This window comes from Nonomuraea sp. NPDC049152 (assembly GCF_040648355.1).
GTDB lineage: Bacteria > Actinomycetota > Actinomycetes > Streptosporangiales > Streptosporangiaceae > Nonomuraea.
Map to the genome: position 1 here is coordinate 181,344 of NZ_JBEZDO010000002.1, position 19,107 is coordinate 200,450.

The following is a 19,107-nucleotide window of genomic DNA, read 5'->3' on the forward strand; positions in this document are numbered from 1 at the left end:
CCTCGACGCCGGCTGGACCGGACATTCCATCGACGCCGACGCCGACGCCGACGCCGACGCCGACGCCGACGCCGACGCTGGCCGGGGCCGGATATTCCGCCCGGCCCAACTCCAGGTGCGACGAGAGGGCGCTCCGACGCGAGCGGGATGACGGGCCCAGGTGCGGGTCTGACGACCAGGCCCGGCGTAGGTGGAAGGGCCAGGTGAGAGTGCCACCCCCAGCGTGGGTGGGAGGACCGGGCCCCTGGCGTGAGGGGATGAGGTGTTCCTGGCGCGGGCCGGAGGATGCGGGCCCGGCCTGGCGTGGGGTGACGGATCCGGCGGTGGGGGGCGCGTGTTGGGGCGAACCAGCCCTCCTGTGTGAGATCTAATTAGGTTAGGCTCACCTTAGTGCGAATCCCGCGCGTGATGACCGGAGGAGCCGGAGCAGTGCCCATCGAAGGCCGTGACGTCCTGCGACGTGCCATCACCGGACAGTGGAAACAGAGCGCGGGCGGAGCCGTGCTCGCCGCGAGCCATCAGACAGGGGAGGCGCTGGTCCCCGTCGTGGTGGGCGTGGTGATCGACCAGGCGATCTCGGGCGGCGACGGTCGTGCCCTCGTCACCTGGATCGCCGTCCTGGCGCTGGTGTTCGCCGTACTGTCCTCCAGTTATCGTTTCAGCGCCCGCGCCGCGGAGAAGGCCGCCGAGCTGGCCGCCCACGAGCTGCGCCTGGCGTTGACCGGCCGGGTTCTGGAGCACAGGGCGGGCGCGGAGACGGGCCGGTTACCGGGCGAGCTGGTCTCCATCGCCACCTCCGACGCCAAGCGGGTGGGTGCGGTCAACGTCGCGCTGGCCTCCGGCGTCGCAGCGCTCGCGGGCCTGCTGGCCGGAGGCGTGGCGCTGCTGATGGTGTCCGTGCCGCTCGGCCTGCTGGTGCTGCTGGGTGTCCCGCCGCTGCTGGCGCTGGCGCACCTGCTGGGCAGGCCGCTGGAACGGCGCAGCGGCGCCGAGCAGGAGCGGGCCGCCAGGGCCTCGGGAGTCGCCGCCGACCTGATCGCGGGACTGCGGGTGCTCAAGGGGATCGGCGCCGAGCGGGCGGCGGTCGACAGGTATCGCGTGACCAGCAGGGACGCGCTCGCCGCGACCGTACGGGCGGCCAAGGCGCAGGCCTGGCACGACGGCGGCATGCTGATCCTGACCGGCGTCTTCATCGCGGTCGTGGCGCTGGTCGGCGGGCGGTTGGCCGCGCAGGGCGACATCAGCGTGGGCGGGCTGGTGGCCGCGGTGGGTCTGGCGCAGTTCCTGCTCACCCCGCTGTCGATCCTGGCGTGGGCCAACGGAGAGTTCGCCCAGGGCCGGGCGTCGGCGGCCAGGATCGCGTCGGTGCTGTCCTCGCCCCCCGCGGTGGCGGGAGGCGAGGGCGATCTGCCGGCGGACGTGCGTGGCGGGCTCGCGCTGAAGGGGGTCTCCTACGGCGTCCTGCGCGAGGTGAGCGTCGAGGTGGCGCCGGGCGAGCTGCTCGGCGTCGTCACCACGGACCCCTCGGCCGCCATCGCGCTGCTGAAGGTGCTCGGCAGGGCGGCCGATCCCGAGTCGGGTGTGGTCGAGCTGGACGGGGTGTCGTTGTCGAGCATCGAGCCTGGGCAGGTACGCAGGGCGATCGTGGTGGCCGAGCACGACGCCGACCTGTTCGAGGGCACGCTGCTGGAGAACGTCAGCGCCGCCGCCGCGGCGGCGTCTGCCGAGCCCGGAACGGCGGTGACTGCGGGGCCGGGGTGGGAGGTGTCTGCCGGGTCTGGGAGCGACGTGGCTGCCCTCCGCGCCATGGCGACGGCCGGGCGTGCGATGGCGGCGGCCGCGGCTGACCAGGTCGCGGCCGCGCTGCCGTACGGGATGGACACCCCGCTCACCGAGCGGGGCCTGTCGCTGTCGGGCGGCCAGCGCCAGCGGGTGGCCCTGGCAAGGGCGCTGGCCGCGGCGCCGCCGGTGCTGGTCCTGCACGACCCGACCACCGCGGTCGACGCGGCCACCGAGGCCAGGATCGCCAAGGGGATCAGGACCGCCAGGGAAGGGCGCACCACGATCATGGTGGTCACCAGCCCCGCGCTGCTGGCGGGAGCCGACAGGGTGATCTTCATGGACGGCGACGGCCGGATCACCCACGGCACCCACGCCGAGCTCGTCCACGACCACGAGACCTACCGAGCGACGGTCCTGACCTGACCGCCAAGGAAGACGAGCACGCGACCACCGGCACGACCGAGCACGTGACCGCCAAGGGAAACGAGCACGTGACCGTCAAGGGAGGCGACGAGGGCGTGACCGCGGAGACGAACGAGCATGCGACCGCCACGAGGAGAGGGCCGATGACGAGCGAGGAACGCGAGCTGCTGCCGACCGCCACCGCGGCACAGACCAGGGCGGCGGTGTGGCGGCTGGCCCGCCCCCACGGGCTCGCGGCGCTGGGCGGCTTCGCCGTCCTGGTCGTCGCGACCGGGATCGGCCTGCTCACCGCGCCGGTGCTCGGGCACATCATCGACCTGGTCACCCGGGGGCGCCCGGCGGAGGCGATCACCGAGCCGGTCGTCTGGCTGGTGGCGATCGCCGTCGGCTACGGCGTGGCGACCGCGATCGGCGTCTCGCTCGTGGCGCGGTTGGGCGAGGGGATGCTCGCCACGCTGCGCGAACGCTTCGTGGACACGGCGCTGGGGCTGCCGTTGGACCAGGTCGAGCGGGCCGGTTCCGGCGACCTGACCGCCCGAGTCACGAGCGACGTGGCGGTGATCACCAACGCGGTCCGCGACGCGCTGCCGGCGCTGGCCCGCTCGGTCCTGACCATCGCGCTCACCCTGGTGGGGATGGCGGTCCTCGACTGGCGCTTCCTGCTCGTCGCGCTGCTCGCGGTGCCCATCCAGGCGCACACGCTGCGCTGGTACGTGCGCCGCGCCGTCCCGCTGTACGCGTCGCAGCGGGTGGCCGTCGGCGTCCAGCAGCAACTGCTGCTCGGCACGGTCGGCGGCGCGGCGACCGTGCGGGCGTTCAGGCTCGCCGACCGGCACGTGTCCATGGTGGGGACAGGCTCACGGGCCGCGGTCGACCTGGCGGTGGCGGGCGTCAGACTCGTCACCAGGTTCTACGGCAGGCTCAACCTGGCCGAGTGGGTCGGGCTGTCGGCGGTGCTGGTAACGGGCTTCCTGCTGGTGCGCGGCGGAGGGGTCACCATCGGTACGGCAGGCGCCGCCGCCCTCTACTTCCACAGCCTGTTCACGCCCGTCAACATCGCCCTCGGCCTGGTCGACGACGCCCAGGCCGCGGCGGCCGGCCTGGCCAGGCTGGTCGGGGTGGTCGACGCCGCGGCCGCCCCCGCCCCGCCGCCCGCCTCCGGCTCGCCCGCCGTGGACGTCCGCGTCTCAGATGTCCGGTACGCCTACAGGAGCGGCCATCCGGTGCTGCGCGGCGTGAGCCTGGACATCGCGGCCAAGGAGAAGGTCGCCCTGGTGGGCGCCAGCGGAGCGGGCAAGACCACGCTGGCCAAGCTGATCGCGGGCATTCACGCCCCCGACAGCGGCTCGATCACCGTCGACAGCGGCTCGGTCACCGTCGGCGGCGGTGACAGGAAGGTCGCGCTGCTCACCCAGGAGGTGCACGTCTTCACCGGCCCGCTCGCGGACGACCTGAGGCTCGCCAAGCCCGAGGCCGACGACGAGGAACTGGTCGCCGCGCTCGACCTCGTCGGCGCGCTGGCGTGGGCGCGGGCGCTGCCTGAGGGGCTCGAGACCGTGGTGGGGGAGAGCGGTCACCGGCTCACCGCCGCCCAGGCCCAGCAGCTGGCGCTGGCCAGGCTGGTGCTGGCCGACCCGCCGGTGGTGGTGCTGGACGAGGCCACGGCGGAGGCGGGCAGCGCGGGCGCGAGGGCGCTGGAGGCGTCGGCCGCCGCCGCGATGGAAGGCAGGACCGCGCTGGTGGTCGCCCACCGGCTCACCCAGGCCGCGTCCGCCGACCGTGTCGTGCTGCTGGAGGAGGGCAGGGTGGCCGAGACCGGCACGCACGACGAGCTCGTGCGTGCCGGCGACCGCTACGCGGCCCTGTGGGAGGCCTGGTCCGGCCACCGCGAGGGATGATCAGTCCTGCCCCATGGCCTCGACGAGGCTGCGGGGTCGCAGGTCGGTCCAGTGGGTCTCCACATACTCAAGGCAGGCCTCGCGCGTCTCCTCGCCGAACATCACCTGCCATCCCGCGGGCACCTCGGCGAACGACGGCCACAATGAGTGCTGGCCCTCGTCGTTGACCAGCACCAGGAAACGGCCGTCCCTGTCCTCGAACGGGTTCGTGCTCATGCCTCGCTCCTCACTTCGGTGTTCAGAATGCGGACCAGCTCGTCCGCCATGGACTGGATCGTGGCCCGGTCGAACAGGCCGGTCGCGTACTCCAGCAGGCACTCCACTGGACCGTCGCCGCGCGGCTCGAAGAAGCTCAGCGTCAGGTCGGCGTTGAGCGCCCCCGTCGGGACGTGCTCGAAGGCGAGCTCGCCCGTGTCGGCCTGCTCGTGGTGGACGATCATCACCTGCGGGGCCCGCAGGCCCAGCGCCCCTGCCACCCTGTCGAACGGCACGTCCTGCCGGTCGAGCGCGCTCAGGTCGGTCTCCCGTACCCTCGCGAGCAGCTCGCGGAAGGACGGTCGCCCCGAGGTGTCGGTGCGCAGGACGACGGTGTTGAAGAAGCAGCCGACCAGGCCGGTCAGCTCCTCCTCGGTACGGCCCGCCACCAGCGAGGCGATCGGCAGGTCGGTGCCCGCCCCTCGCCGGGTAAGCAGGGTCGCGAACGCGGCGTGGAGCACCATGAACATGCTGGCGCCGCTCTCGGCGGCGAGCCTGTCGATGCCCCTGTGCAGCTCCGCGTCGAGCGCGACGCCGACGTGGCCGCCCTTCCCGCCCTCGCCCGCCCCGTCGTACGGCAGCGCCACCACCCGCGGCATCCCGTCCAGCGCCCGCCGCCAGTGGTCGAGCTGACCGTCGTCGGCCACCTCGTGCGCCCACCGCGTGTAGTCGGCGTAGCCGACCGGCAGCGGCTCCCACGTGGGGGCGGCGCCCCGCAGCCTGGCCTCGTAGGCGGCGGCGAAGTCGCGCACGAGCGGCACCACCGACCACTCGTCGACGGCGAGGTAGTGCATGGTCAGCAGCAGCGCCCGCCCGCCCGACTCGTCGGTGAGCAACCTGGCCCGCAGCGGCGGACGCCCCTCCAGGTCGGCCGGCTCGGTCGCCAGTTCGTGGAGCCCCTCGTCGAGGTCGCGCACCTGGACATGCTCCAGCCACTGCGCGGCGGGCACCTGGACGAGCCTGCCGTCGCGGCGGGCCAGGGCCGTACGGAGCGGCTCGTGGCGGGCGGTGACGTCGGCGAGCGCCGCGGCGGCGGCGTCGACGTCAGGGGAGCGCAGCGCGAACGCCATGTCGTAGGGCGACCCGTCCCCGTGCCTGGACCACTGCCACTCCTGGGGCGGCGCGGCGGGCAGGTCCCGCCGCCGCAGCCTGGCCCGGTCGCCGAGGTCGTCCTCGTCGAGCCTGGCGGCCAGGGCGGCGACGGTGGGCGCGTCGAAGACGGTCCGCAGCGTGAGGCGGGCGTCCAGCGTCGTGCGGATCCTGCCGAGCAGCCGCATGGCCGACATCGAGTGGCCGCCGAGCTCGAAGAAGTTGTCGTGGACGCCGACCTCGGGCAGGCCGAGCACCTCGGCGAACAGCTCCGCGAGCCGGTGCTGCCGCCCCGTCCGCGGCCGGGCGGCGCCGGTCAGCGCCGACCAGTCGGGCGCGGGCAGCGCGGCGCGGTCCAGCTTGCCGTTCGGCGTCAGCGGCAGCGGCCGCTCGAGCACCACCACCGCGGACGGCACCATGGCGGGCGGCAGCAGCGCCGCCACGTGCGCCCGCACCCGCGCGGGGTCGAGCGGGCCGGCCGTCGAGACGGCGTAGCCGACCAGGCGCGGCTCGGGCCCGCTGGTGTCGGTGACGACGGCCGCCTGGGAGATCGACGGGTGCCTGGTCATCGCGCCCGCGATCTCGCCTGGCTCGATCCTGAAACCGCGGATCTTGATCTGGTCGTCCGCCCTGCCGAGGAAGTCGAGGTTGCCGTCGGGCCGCCAGCGGGCCCTGTCGCCCGTGCGGTACATCCTGGCGCCTGGAGGGCCGAACGGGCAGGCGACGAACCGCTCGGAGGTGAGGCCGTGCCTGCCGAGGTAGCCGCGCGCGAGCCCGCGGCCGGCGATGTACAGCTCGCCCGCCACTCCTGGAGGCATCGGCCGCAGGCGCTCGTCGAGCACGTAGGCGCGGGTGTTGGGGTCGGGGACGCCGATCGGCACCGCTCCTGCCCAGCCGGGCTCGGCCGCCCACAAGGTGGAGTTCACCGTCGCCTCGGTCAGCCCGTAGGCGGCCAGCAGCCGCAGCCTGCCCGCCCATCGCTCGATCACGTCCGGCGGGACCGTCTCCGTTCCGACCAGCACGGTGCAGCCCTCCGGGAGCTCGCAGCCGGCGGGCAGCGCCGCCACCAGGGAGGGGGGCAGGATCGCGTGGGTGATCCGGCGCTCGTTCATGAAGTCGGTCAGCTCCGGGCCGGGCACCCTTGCGGCGTCGGGGACGAGCACCAGGCTGCCGCCGTGGCACAGCGCCATGCTCAGCTCGAAGGCGGTGACGTCGAACCCGATCGAGGCGAAGTGCAGCACCCTGCTGTCGGGGGTGAGCCCCATCCTGTCGACGGCTGTGGCGACCAGGCTGCCGATCCCCTCGTGGGTGACGAGCACGCCCTTCGGCCGTCCCGTCGAGCCCGAGGTGTAGATGACGTAGGCGGCCTGGTCGAGCGCGACCTCGGGGTAGGCGGGCGTCCGGCGCTCCCCGGCGAGGGCGTCGCCGAGCAGCAGCACGTCCAGTCCCTCGACCGGCTGGGTGGCCACGACCACCTTCGCCCCCGAGTCACCGGCCATGTACGCCAGGCGGTCCGCGGGATGGGCCAGGTCGAGCGGGAGGAACGCGGCGCCGAGCTTGAGTGCGCCGAGCATCACCGCGACCATGTCCACCGAGCGCGGCACCGCCACGCCGACCACGCTCTCCTCCCGGACACCGTGGTGGGCGAGCATCCCCGCCATCCGGTCGGAGAGGGCGTCCAGCTCCGCGTAGGTGACCGAACGGCTCCCCTCGACCACCGCGACGGCGTCGGGGCGCTCGGCCACCCTGCGCAGGAACATCCCGTGCATGGTCTCCTCGGCCACCTGGCGGTCGGTCGCGTTGAAGCCGGTCACGACCAGCTCCCGCTCGGCGGGCGTCAGCACGTCGATCTCCCCGACCTGGACCGACGGGTCGGCGGCGACGGTGCCGACGAGCCGCGCCAGCCGCGCGCCCATCGTGGCGACCGTGGACCTGTCGAACAGGTCGGAGCGGTACTCGATCACGCAGGAGATCGCGGCGTCCTCGACGAAGCCGAACACCAGGTCGAACGTGGCGGTGCTCGCGTCCACGGGCGCGGGCAGCACCTCGAGGCCCTCCAGGGCGAAGTCGTCGGCCGCGCGGTAGCGGTAGCCGACCATCACCTGGAACAGCGGGTTGCGGCCGGGTGACCGTACCGGATTGAGCTCCTCCACGACCGCCTCGAACGGCACGTCCTGGTGGGAGAAGGCGGCCAGGTCGTGTTCCCTGACCCGCGCGACCAGCTCGGCGAACGTCGGATCGCCCGACACGTCGGCGCGCAGCACGAGCGTGTTGACGAAGAACCCCACCAGATCGTCGAGGGCCTCGTCGGCGCGGCCCGAGACCGGCACGCCGAGCGGGAGGTCGTCACCGGCGCCGAGGCGGTGCAGCAGCGCCGCGACCGCCGCGTGGCAGACCATGAACATGCTCACGCCCGACCGCTGGGCCAGCAGCCGCAGCCGCTCGCTGTCCTCCACGCCGAACTCGACCCGCAGCTCGCCCCCCGCCGCGGCCGGGCGGGCGGGGTGGGGCCTGTCGGTCGGCAGTTCGAGCCGCTCGGGCGCGCCGCGCAGCGTCTCGGCCCAGAACGCGAGCTGGCGGGCGGCCAGACTCCCTGGGTCGGACCTGTCGCCGAGCAGCCGGCGCTGCCAGAGCGTGTAGTCGACGTACTGCACGGGCAGCGGCTCCCAGGCGGGAGCCGCCCCCCTGAGGCGGGCGGCGTAGGCGGCCGACAGGTCGCGCAGGAACGGGCCGTCCGACCACTCGTCGGTCGTGATGTGGTGCAGCAGCAGCGCCAGCACGTGATCGCGCTCACCCAGCCTGACGACGGTGGCCCGCAACGGCAGCTCGGCCGCCAGGTCGAAGGGCCTGGCGACGATCGCCTCCAGCGACGCCTCGTCCGCCTCGACCAGCTCCACGGAGGGGATCGCCTGGCCCACCGGCACCACGCGCTGGAAGGGACGCCCCTCCCGCTCGACGATCAGCGTGCGCAGCGCCTCGTGGCGGGCAGTCAGGTCGGCCAGCGCCGCCCGAAGCGCCTCGACGTCGAGCTCGCCGCGCAGCCGCATCACCAGCGGGAAGTTGTAGACCGCCGAAGGCCCCTCCAGCTGCTCGATCACCCACAGCCGCTGCTGCGCGAACGACAGCGGGGGCTCGGCGGGACGCTCGGTCACGGCCGTCAGCGCGGGACGAGGGTCCTGCTCCGTCAGCCTGGCGGCCAGCTCGGCGACCGTCGGCGCCTCGAACAGGTCGCGGATCGCCAGCTCCGCGCCGAGCGCCGCGCGGGCCCTGCTGACCAGGCGGGTGGCCAGCAGGGAGTGCCCGCCCAGGTCGAAGAAGTCGTCGTCGACGCCGACGCCCTCCACGCCCAGCAGGTCGCCGAACAGCTCGCACAGCACGCGCTCGCGCGCCGAGCGGGGCGGGCGGCTCTCCCCGCCGCCGCTGACGGCGGGCCTGGGCAGCGCCCGCACGTCCAGCTTGCCGTTCACCGTGAGCGGCAGGCGGTCCACCGCGACGAGCGCGGCGGGCACCATGTAGCCGGGCAGCCGCTCCTTCAGCGACGTGCGCACCTCGGCCAGGTCGCCGCCCTCGGTCTGGAGGACGACGTAGCCGAGCAGCCGCTTGCCCTCGTCGGCGACGACCGCCGCGTGGGAGACGTGCGGGTGCTCCTCCAGCGCCGCCGCGACCTCGCTCGGCTCGACCCGGTAACCGCGGATCTTCACCTGGTCGTCGGTGCGGCCGAGGAAGTCGAGGTTGCCGTCGGGGCGCTGCCGTACCAGGTCGCCCGTGCGGTACATCCTGGCGCCCGGCGGGCCGAACGGGTCGGCGACGAAGGCGGCGGCGGTCAGCGCGGGACGGCGGTGGTAGCCGCGGGCCAGGCCGACGCCCGCGATGTGGAGCTCGCCGGGGGTGCCGGGCGGCACCGGGCGCAGCGCGGAGTCGAGCACGTACGCCCGGGTGTTCCAGATCGGCCTGCCCACGGTCGGCGTCGCGCTGTCGTCCGTGGATGCGCCCAGCGTGTTGATCGTGTACTCGGTCGGCCCGTAGAGGTTGTAGCCGAAGGTGGAGTCGGTGTCGCGCAGCGCGGCCCACACCGTCTCGGAGACGGCCTCGCCGCCCAGCAGCACCAGCGGCGGCCGGTGCCCTTCGAGCAGGCCCTGCTCGATGAGGTGGTGGGCGTAGGTGGGCGTCACGTTGACGACGTCGACGCGCTCCCTGTCGCAGTAGGCCACCAGTGCCTCGGCGTCGCGCCGCAGGGTCTCGTCACAGACGTGGACCTCGTGCCCCTCGACCAGCCACAGCAGCTCCTCCCACGACATGTCGAAGGCGAAGGAGACCGTGTGGGCGATGCGCAGCCGCCGCCCGCCGGCGGCGGCGATCGCCGGCTCGAAGATGGCCTCGCGATGGTTGAACTGCATGTTCGTCAGGCCCCTGTACGGCGTGACGACACCCTTCGGCCTGCCTGTCGACCCCGAGGTGAAGATCACGTAGGCGGGGTGCTCGAGCCGGTGCGACAGGTCGCGGGCGAAGCCGGGCCGTTCGGCGTCGGCCAGCTCGCCCGGCGGCAGCTCGGCCAGCCGCGCGGCGACGGCGGGATCGTCGAGCACGACGCGCGGCACGCCGGTCTCGGGCAGGGCCACGGACCCTGTGGTCACCACGCAGGCCGGCGAGGTGTCCTCCATCATGAACGCCAGCCGCTCCGCCGGGTACTCCAGGTCCAGCGGCAGGTAGGCGGCGCCGGTCTGCAGCACGGCGAACAGCGCCGCGACCATGTCGGCCGAGCGGGGCAGCGCGAGGGCGACCACCCTCTCGGGCGCCGCGCCGTGCTCGATCAGCAGCCTGGCCATCCTGTTGACGCGGGCGTCGAGCTCGGCGTAGGTCAGCCGCTCCTCGCCGAAGACCAGCGCCACCTCGCAGGGAGTGCGCGCCGCCTGCTCGGCGAGCAGCTCGGCGACGGTCGCCCGCGGCAGCGGCCTGGACGGGTCCGCGTCCCCGCGCTCGCCCTCCAGCAGCAGGTCCACGGTGCCGACCAGGGCGTGCGGCGCCGCCACCATGCGGGCCAGGACGGCGGTGAAGCGGTCGAGCACGCGCCCCGCCTCGTCGCCGCCGAACACGTCGGGCCGGTACGACAGCGTCACCCGCAGGCGGGCGCCCTGCGTCACGATGAGCGTGAGCGGGTAGTGGGTGGCGTCGACCGCCGTCACGTTCACGATGCCGTGACGGCCGGTGAACTCGCCCATCCGCTCCTCGCCGCCCGCCTCGCGCAGCACGAAGAGGGTGTCGAACAGCCGCCGGTGGCCGCTCTCCCTCTGCAGCTCGCCCAGCCCCAGATGCTCGTACGGCATCAGCGCCACGCGCTCGGCCTGCACCCGCCTGGCCAGGTCGAGCACCGACTCGCGAGGGTCGAAGCCGATCCGCACGGGCACCGTGTTGAGGAACATCCCGATGATGGTCTCCACGTCGGGCACCGCCACCGGCCTTCCTGCCACGGCCGCGCCGAACACCACGTCGTCACGGCCGACCGTGGCCGTGAGCACGAGCCCCCACGCGGCGTTGAGCAGCGTGTTGAGCGTCAGCCCCGTCTCGCGCGCCATCGCCCGCAGGCCGTCGCCCAGCTCGGCGGGCAGCACGACGTCCAGGCCGACCGGGATCGCCGGCCGCAGGCCGTCGTCGGCCGGTCGTACGAGCGTCGGCTCGTCCAGCCCCGACAGGGCCGCGCGCCACGCGCCGAGCGCCTCGCCGTCCCGCTGCGCGGCCAGCCACGCGAGGTAGTCGCGGTAGGTGCCGGGTGACGGCGGCGCGGCGTCGCCGAGGAGCTGTTCGAGCACCAGCCAGCCCGACCAGCCGTCCCACAGGATCAGGTGGTGGCTGAGCACCAGCAGGTCGCGCTCGCCGAGGCGGATCAGCAGCAGCCGCATGAGCGGCGGTGCGGCCAGGTCGAACCGCGTGGTCCTGTCCTCGGCCAGCAGGTCGGCCACCGCCCTGTCGCGCTCGTCCCGCGGCATCCCCGACAGATCGAGCTCGCGCAGCGGCACCTCCACCTCGGTGCCGATGACCTGCAGGGGACGCGGCAGCCCCTCGGCGGTGAAACCGGCCCTCATGCTCGGGTTGCGCGCCAGCATCGCCGCGCAGGCCGCGCGCAGCCGGTCGATGTCGACGGGCCGCTCGAACTCGAAGACGTCCTGCGAGGTGTAGACGTCGATGGCGTCGGCGTCGTAGCTGGCGTGGAAGTAGATCCCCTCCTGCAGAGGGGAGAGCGGCCAGACGTCCTCGACGGTGACGGGGACGGCACGCCGTACGCTCTCGCTCTCCTCGCCGGTCAGCGTGATCAGCTCGGCCGGGGCCGCCTCCTCGACGGCCTCCGCTGTCGCCGCCGCCAGCGCCGCGGGCGTACGGCAGGCGAAGACGTCACGGGGGCTGACCGCCAGACCCGCCTTGCGGGCGCGGCCCGAGACGGCGATCGAGGCGATGCTGTCGCCGCCGAGCGCGAAGAAGTCGTCGTCCACGCCGACCTCGGTGCCGAGCACCTCGGCGAAGATGTCGCGGAACAGCCGCTCCCGCCCGGTCCGCGGCGCGCGCACGCTCCTCGGCGCGACCTCCGGGACGGGGAGCGCCTCGCGGTCCAGCTTGCCGTTGATGGTCAGCGGCAGCTTCTCCAGCGTCACGACGGCGCTCGGCACCATCGGCGCGGGAAGCGCCGCCGCCAGCGCGGCGCGCAACCGCGCGCCGTCGATCACCGCGTCCCTCTCGGGGACGGCGTAGCCGATCAGGCGCGTGGCCTCGCCGTGGTCGCGGGCGACGACCACGGCCTCCGCGACGCCTTCGAGGGCCGCGAGGCGCGCCTCGACCTCGCCGAGCTCGACGCGGTTGCCGTGGATCTTGACCTGGTGGTCGGTCCTGCCGACGTACTCGAGCGCGCCGTCGTGGCTCAGCCGTACCAGGTCGCCGGTGCGGTACATGCGCGTGCCAGGCGGGCCGAACGGGTCGGCGACGAACCGCTCGGCGGTGAGGGGGAGCCTGCCGTGGTAGCCGAGGGCGAGCTGGTCGCCGGAGACGTAGAGCTCGCCTTCCGCCGCGGGTCGCAGGCACACGTCCAGGACGTAGAGCCCGGTGTTCCAAACCGGCCTGCCGATCGGCACCGTCTCGCCGCCGTCCTCGTCGCCGTCCCACCAGGTGACCTGGACGGTGGCCTCGGTGGGCCCGTAGGCGTTGTCGACGGGCACTCCGGTCAGCTCCCGCCAGCGGCGGGCCAGCTCGCCGGTCAGCGCCTCCGCGCCGCCGAAGACCCTGCGCAGGCTCGCCGCCCAGCCTGGATCCCGCGTGACCTCGTCGGTGGCCAGGAAGGCCCTGATCATCGAGGGCACGATGTCGAGGACGCTCACCCGCCGGTCCCTGATGAGCCCCGCCAGGTAGGCGGGGTCGACGTGCCCGCCGGGCTCGGCCAGCACGACGGCGGCGCCCGAGCACAGCGGCCAGAAGATCTGCCAGACGGAGGCGTCGAAGCTCGCCGAGGCCTGCTGCAGCATCCTGTCGCGCGCGTCCATGGCGAACAGGTCCTGCGCCCACGCCAGATGGCCGACGATCGACCGGTGCGTGACGACGACGCCCTTGGGCAGGCCCGTCGAGCCCGAGGTGTAGATCAGGTAGGCGGGGTCGCCCTGCGAGGCGGGCCGCGGTTCTGCCGCGGTCTCGTCGGGCTCGCCGACGACGACGCGTTCCACGCCCTCGTGCCCGGCGAAGGAGGGCACGGTGACGACCACGCGGGCGCCGCAGTCGGCGAGCATGTACGCCAGCCGCTCCGCGGGATGGTCGGGGTCGAGCGGCACGTAGGCCGCGCCCGCCTGCAGCACTCCGAGCATGGCGACGAGCAGGTCGGGCGAGCGGGGGAGCGCCACCGCGACGAACTGCCCAGGGCCGACCCCCCGGCCCGCCAGCCGTACGGCGAGGGCCCGCGCCCTGCGGTCCAGCTCGGCGTAGGAGACCTCCTCCGCGCCGAAGAACACGGCCGTCGCGTCGGGCGTCCTGGCCGCCTGCGCCGCGAACGCGCTCGCCAGCGTCGTGGACGGCGCCTCACGCGGACCTCCCACCAGGCGCGCGTCGTCGAGGTCCATCAGGTCGAGGCGGCCCACCGGGCGGTCGGCGTCGGCGACCATCCCTTCCAGCAGGCGCTTCAGCCCTTCGGCCAGCCGGGCGGCGGCCGTCTGTCCGATGGCGTGGTCGAGCCTGAACGCGATCCGCCGCCCCGGCACGACGGTGAGCGACAAAGGGTAGTGGGAGCCGTCGCGGACGTCGACCCCCGAGATCGCTCCCGTGTCGCCCTCGACGGGATAGTTCTCGACCGCCACCAGCGTGTCGAACAGGGTGGTGAACCCAGCGATCCGCTGGATCTCCGCCAGGCCGAGGTGCTGGTGGTCGAGCAGGTCCGCCTGCGCGTCCTGGAGCCTGGACAGCAGGTCGGCAGGCCGGTCCTCGGGACGCCACTCCAGGCGTACGGGGACGGTGTTGACCAGCAGGCCGACCATCGACTCGACGCCCTCGACGTCTGCGTGCCTGCCGGAGACCGTGCTGCCGAAGACGACGTCGTGCCGTCCGGTCAGCCTGCCGAGCAGCAGCCCCCACGCGCCCTGGACGACCGTGCTCAGCGTCAGCCCGCGCGCCCGCGCCCATGCGGCCAGGTCCGCGTCCACCTCGAAGGCGATCTGCCCCGCCCGCCCGGCTCCGCCCGGGGTGCCGAGCAGCGTCGGCTCGTCGAGCCCCGCCATGGCCCGCCGCCACGCCTGCCTCGCCGCCTCGTCGTCGCGGCTCAGCAGCCAGGCGAAGTAGTCCCGGTAGGGGGTGACGTCGCCGAGGTGCTCGCCCAGCAGCTCGCGCAGCATGATCGGCACCGACCAGCCGTCGGCGACCAGGTGGTGCAGCGTCAGGACGAGCGTGCGCCCGTTGACCAACACGGCTCTGAGCAGCGGCGGCGTGGCCAGGTCGAAGGGGCGCGCGCGTTCGCGTCCTGCGACCTCCTCGACGTCGGCGGCCGTGACCTCCTCCCATGGGACCGCGACACGGCGGACGACGTGCTGCGCCACCCTGCCGTCGGCGCGCTGCACGAAGCCCGCGCGCAGCGGAGCGTGCCGGTCCACCAGGCGCTGAACCGCGCCGCGCAGCGCGGCCGGGTCGACGTGCCCCGCCAGTTCGACGACCTGCTGGACGGTGTAGACGTCCGGGTCGGACAGCGAGTGGAAGAACAGGCCCTGCTGGAGCGGCGTCACGGGCAGGACGTCCTCGAGCTCGCGCGGGAGCGCGTCGATCTCCTCCTGGTCGAGCGCGACCATGGGGAAGTCGGACGGGGTGTGCCCGCCCGCGGAGGGCCCCGCCACGTGGGCGGCGATCCCGCGCAGCGCCTCCAGCCACGCGTCGGCCAGCTCGGCGACGTCGGCGTGGTCGAGGACCCCTTCGGGCCACGACCACGTGGCGCTCAGCTCGGGCCCCGACGCGCCGTCGCGGACGATGACGTTGATCTCCAGGTGGTGGGCCAGCGGCATGCCGGGGTCGCGCCCGGCCGACAGCGGGTCGGCCGCGCCCACGGGCTCCCAGTCCGCGTCGCCGCCCGCTCTGAAGCGTCCGAGGTAGTTGAAGAGCAGCTCGGGTGCGGGCAGGTCCCCGAGCGCGTCGCGCAGCAGGCCGAAGCCGAGGCCCGACGAGGGGACGGCGCGCAGTTGCTCCTTGACCCGCTTGAGCGCGTCGCCGACCCCTGGGCCGCCCGCGCGGAACTCCTCCCAGGCCGGATCGCCGCCGTCGATCCTGACGGGGAACAGGCTGGTGAACCAGCCGACCGTGCGGGTCACGTCGGCCTCGCCCGCCACCTGGTCCTGCTCGCGGCCGTGTCCCTCCAGGTCGACCAGCAGCCCTCCGGCGCCACGACGGCGGGAGAAGGCGGCGGCGAGCGCGGTCAGCAGGACGTCGTTGACGTTGCCGTGGTAGGCGGCGGGGGCGTCGGTCAGCAGCGGAGCCGTCTGGTCGACCGGCAGGCCGACCGTCAGCCTGCGCTCTCGCGCGGCCGTGTCGGTCGAGGGGTCGAGGGGCCGCAGCCCGAGGGACGGCACGGGCTCGGCGAGCGTCGACCGCCACACCTCCAGCTCGGCCTGGACGGAGGGGGCAAAGCCTGCCTCGGCCAGCAGCCGTGACCACCGCGCGAACGAGGTGGCGACCGGCGGCAACACGACCGGCTCGCCTGCGGCCACCGCCCGGGCGGCCTGGGCCAGGTCGGCCAGCAGGATGCGCCAGGAGACGCCGTCCACGACGAGGTGGTGGGCCACTAGCGACAGCCGCCGCTCGGCCGCCGACCACCCGGCCCGCAGCATCACCCCCGCCGCGGGATCCAGCCGCGCGACCGCCGCCTCGACGTCGTCGGAGGTCAGGAGGTCGGCGGCCCGGACGGTGCCGGGCGGCGGCACCTCCATGCGCCAGCCGTCCTCGCCGCGCAGCAGCCTGGCGCGCAGCATGCCGTGGTGGTCGAGGACGGCCTGCAGCGCCCCGGTGAGCACGCCTTCGTCGACATCGGCGGGCACGCGCACCGTCACCGACTGGTGGAAGCCGTCGATCGGCCCGCCCGTCTCGCGCAGCCACGCGACGATCGGCGTCTCCTCCACGAGGCCGACGCCGGGATCATGGGTCTGCTCGGGTACGGCCTCGCCGCGCCCCTGCGCCAGCGCGGCCACGGTCCTGTGCAGGAAGACCTCGCGCGGCGTGATCGCCAGACCGGCCCGCCTGGCCTTGTTGACCAGCTGGATCGCGACGATGCTGTCGCCGCCGAGCTCGAAGAAGCTGTCGTGCACGCCCACCGAGGCCAGCCCGAGCACCTCGGCGAACAGCCCGGCGAGCGTCCGCTCCGCGGGGGTGGCGGGGGCGGCGCCGCCCGCCTGCGCCGTCCACTCGGGCAGGGGGAGCGCCCGCCTGTCCAGCTTGCCGTTCGGCGTCAACGGCAGCGGCCCCTCCAGCACGACGATCGTGCCGGGCACCATGTACTCGGGCAGCGAGCTCGCCGCCAGCCGCCGCAGCGGCGCGGGGTCGAGGTCGCCGCCGCCCGTCACGTAGCCGACCAGCCGTTTGACGCCCCTGTGGTCCTCCACCGCGATGACCGCCGCCTGCGCGACCGAGGGGTGGCTCATCAGGACGCTCTCGACCTCGCCCGGCTCGATCCGGTAGCCGCGGATCTTGAGCTGGCCGTCCTCGCGGCCGAGGAAGTCGATGGTGCCGTCGGCACGCCGCCTGGCCCTGTCGCCCGTGCGGTACATCCGGTCGCCCGGCTCGCCGAACGGGTCGGCGACGAACCGCTCGGCGGTCAGCGCCTGCCTGCCGAGGTAGCCCCTGGCCAGGCCGCGGCCGCCGACGTACAGCTCGCCGGTGACGCCCGGCGCGACGGGGCGCAGCGCGGAGTCGAGGATGTGGCAGCGGGTGCCGGGGTCGGGCACGCCGATCGGCACCGGGCCCGCCCAGTCACGCTCGGCGAGCCAGAGCGTGGAGTTGACCGTCGCCTCGGTCAGGCCGTAGGCGACCACGACCCGCATGCGCTCGCCCCAGCGGGCGATCAGCTCGGCGGGGACGGTCTCGGTGCCCACGACGAGCACACCGCCCTCGGGCAGCTCGCACTCGGCGGGCAGCGCCGCCACCAGCGACGGCGGCAGGATCATGTGGGTGACCCTGTGCTCGGTGAGGTAGCCGGTCAGCTCCACGCCCGCCACCCGGCGCTCGGACGGCACGACGACGACCGTCCCGCCCACGCACAGCGACATGACCAGGTCCCACACGGCCACGTCGAAGCCCACGGAGGCGAACTGGGCGACCCTGCTGGAGGAGTCGACGCCCAGCCGTTCGGTGGCGGTGGCGATGAGGGCGCCGACGCCGTCGTGGGAGACCACGACGCCCTTCGGCCGGCCCGTCGAGCCGGAGGTGTAGATGACGTAGGCGGCCCTGTCCAGCTCGCCTTCGGGCAGGTCGCACTCCTCCGGCGCATGCGGCAGGTCGTCCATGAGGAGCCGGGGCAGCGGCAGGTCGTCGGCGTGGCCCGTCACCGTGACGAGCAGGCGCGCCCCCGCGTCCTCCACCATGTACACGAGCCGGTCGGCCGGATGGTCGGCGTCCAGCGGCAGGTAGGCGGCGCCCGCCTTCATGACGCCGAGCAGCGCGACGACCATGTCCGCCGAGCGGGGCACGGCCACCGCGACGACGTCCTCCGCGCCGACACCCTCGGCGCGCAGCGCGCGGGCGAGCCTGTCGGACCTGGCGTTCAGCTCCGCGTAGGTCAGCCGCTCCGACTCGCAGATCACCGCGACCTTGCCTGGCGTGAGCGCCGCCCGCTGCCGGAAGGCCGCCGTCCATGAGACCTCCCGCAGATCGGGCAGCGCGGCGAACGGCGGGACCGGCGCCAGGTCGATGACGCCCAGCGGCAGGTCGGGCCGCTCCGCGATCGCCTCCAGCACCAGGAGGAAGCGCCGCTCGTGCTCGGCGAGCTCGCCGGGACCGCAGATCGCGGCGTCCGCGTCGAAGTCGATCCGCAGCCCCTGCCCCGCGGGCCGGTCGTAGACCGCCACCGACAGGTCGCTGACGGGTCCGAGCGAGAGGTAGCTGATGGAGCAGCCGCCGTCGCCGAACCTGATCCCCTCGTGGTACGGCATGACGTTCACGGTGGGCCCGATGAGCGAGCGCAGCCCGTCGACCCTGCCGAGCTCCCTGGCCAGGTCCTCGCCCCGGTAGCGGGCGTGCGCGGCCACCTGCCCGACCTCGCCGGCCACCGCCGCGACCAGCTCGGCCCCCGTGGTGCCCGGGCGAACGGCGAGCCTGAGCGGCAGCACGTTGGACATCAGCGCGGGGGAGTCCTCGCCCCGGAGCCTGCCCGTGACGGGGAGGCCGAGGACCACGTCGCGCTCGCCGCTCGCCCTGTGCAGGTAGGCGGCCACGGCGGCGATGGCCATCCGCGACAGGCGGGTGCCCAGGGTGGCCGCGGCCGCCCTCAACCGGTCGGAGCGCTCCGGCGACAGGTGCACGGTGCGTCGCACTGAGCTGACCGCCTGGGCCGGCGGGCACGCCACCAGCCTGGCGGGCTCGTCGGGCAGGCCCTTCAGCCTGTCGTGCCAGAAGCCGGCGTCGGCCGCGTGCTCGGCCGAGGCGCGGTAGTCCGCGTCGGCCGCCACCAGCGTGGGATACGACCAGTCGACGTCGGCGTGGGGGCCCGCGCCGTACAGGTGAGCCACGCGCTGGATGAGGCGCAGCACGCCGACGCCGTCGGTGACCAGGTGGTGGTAACGCTGGTACCACCACACCCGGCCGTCGCCGAGCCTGAGCAGCGCGTGGGCGAACATCGGGCGGCGGGCGAGGTCGGTGGTCCGCTTCAGGTCGGCCGCCATCCACGCGCGGGCGGCCTCCTCCGTCAGGTCGAGCAGGGGAAGCGGCCACTCGCCCGCGGACCCGGTGATCTGGACGGGACGTCCCTCGTCCTGGGCGAACACCACGTGCAGGCTCTCCGCCTCGGTCACGGCCCGTCTGATCGCGACGGCGAGCCGAGGCGCGTCGGCGGAGAGCTCCACGTAGCAGCCGATGGTGTAGGCCGGGCTGTCCGGCTCTATCTGCTGGGCCAGCCAGATTCCGGTCTGGGCTCCGGTCAAAGGAAGTACGGACATCTGGCTGCCTTTCA

Annotated in this window: 4 protein-coding genes; 2 read left to right on the forward strand and 2 right to left on the reverse strand. The window is 74.2% G+C overall.

What is annotated here, in order from left to right; genetic code table 11:
- Positions 1-429 precede the first annotated feature (429 nt).
- A complete protein-coding gene (locus AB0B45_RS04665) occupies positions 430-2,205 on the forward strand; it encodes an ABC transporter ATP-binding protein (RefSeq protein WP_358125254.1) in 1,776 nt (591 codons plus the stop codon).
- A 44-nt stretch (positions 2,206-2,249) separates the two neighbouring features.
- Positions 2,250-4,103: an ABC transporter ATP-binding protein gene (locus AB0B45_RS04670; RefSeq protein WP_358125257.1), complete on the forward strand. Its 1,854-nt coding sequence runs from the start codon at positions 2,250-2,252 to the stop codon at positions 4,101-4,103.
- Here AB0B45_RS04670 and AB0B45_RS04675 read toward each other — a convergent pair whose 3' ends face one another.
- On the reverse strand, positions 4,104-4,319 hold the full coding sequence (locus tag AB0B45_RS04675) for an MbtH family protein (protein ID WP_358125259.1): 216 nt from the start codon (positions 4,317-4,319) through the stop codon (positions 4,104-4,106).
- Complete coding sequence (locus AB0B45_RS04680; protein WP_358125262.1) at positions 4,316-19,093, reverse strand: amino acid adenylation domain-containing protein; 14,778 nt, start codon at positions 19,091-19,093, stop codon at positions 4,316-4,318. Before AB0B45_RS04680 ends, AB0B45_RS04675 begins: the two co-directional genes overlap by 4 nt.
- Between the last annotated feature and the right edge of the window lie 14 nt (positions 19,094-19,107).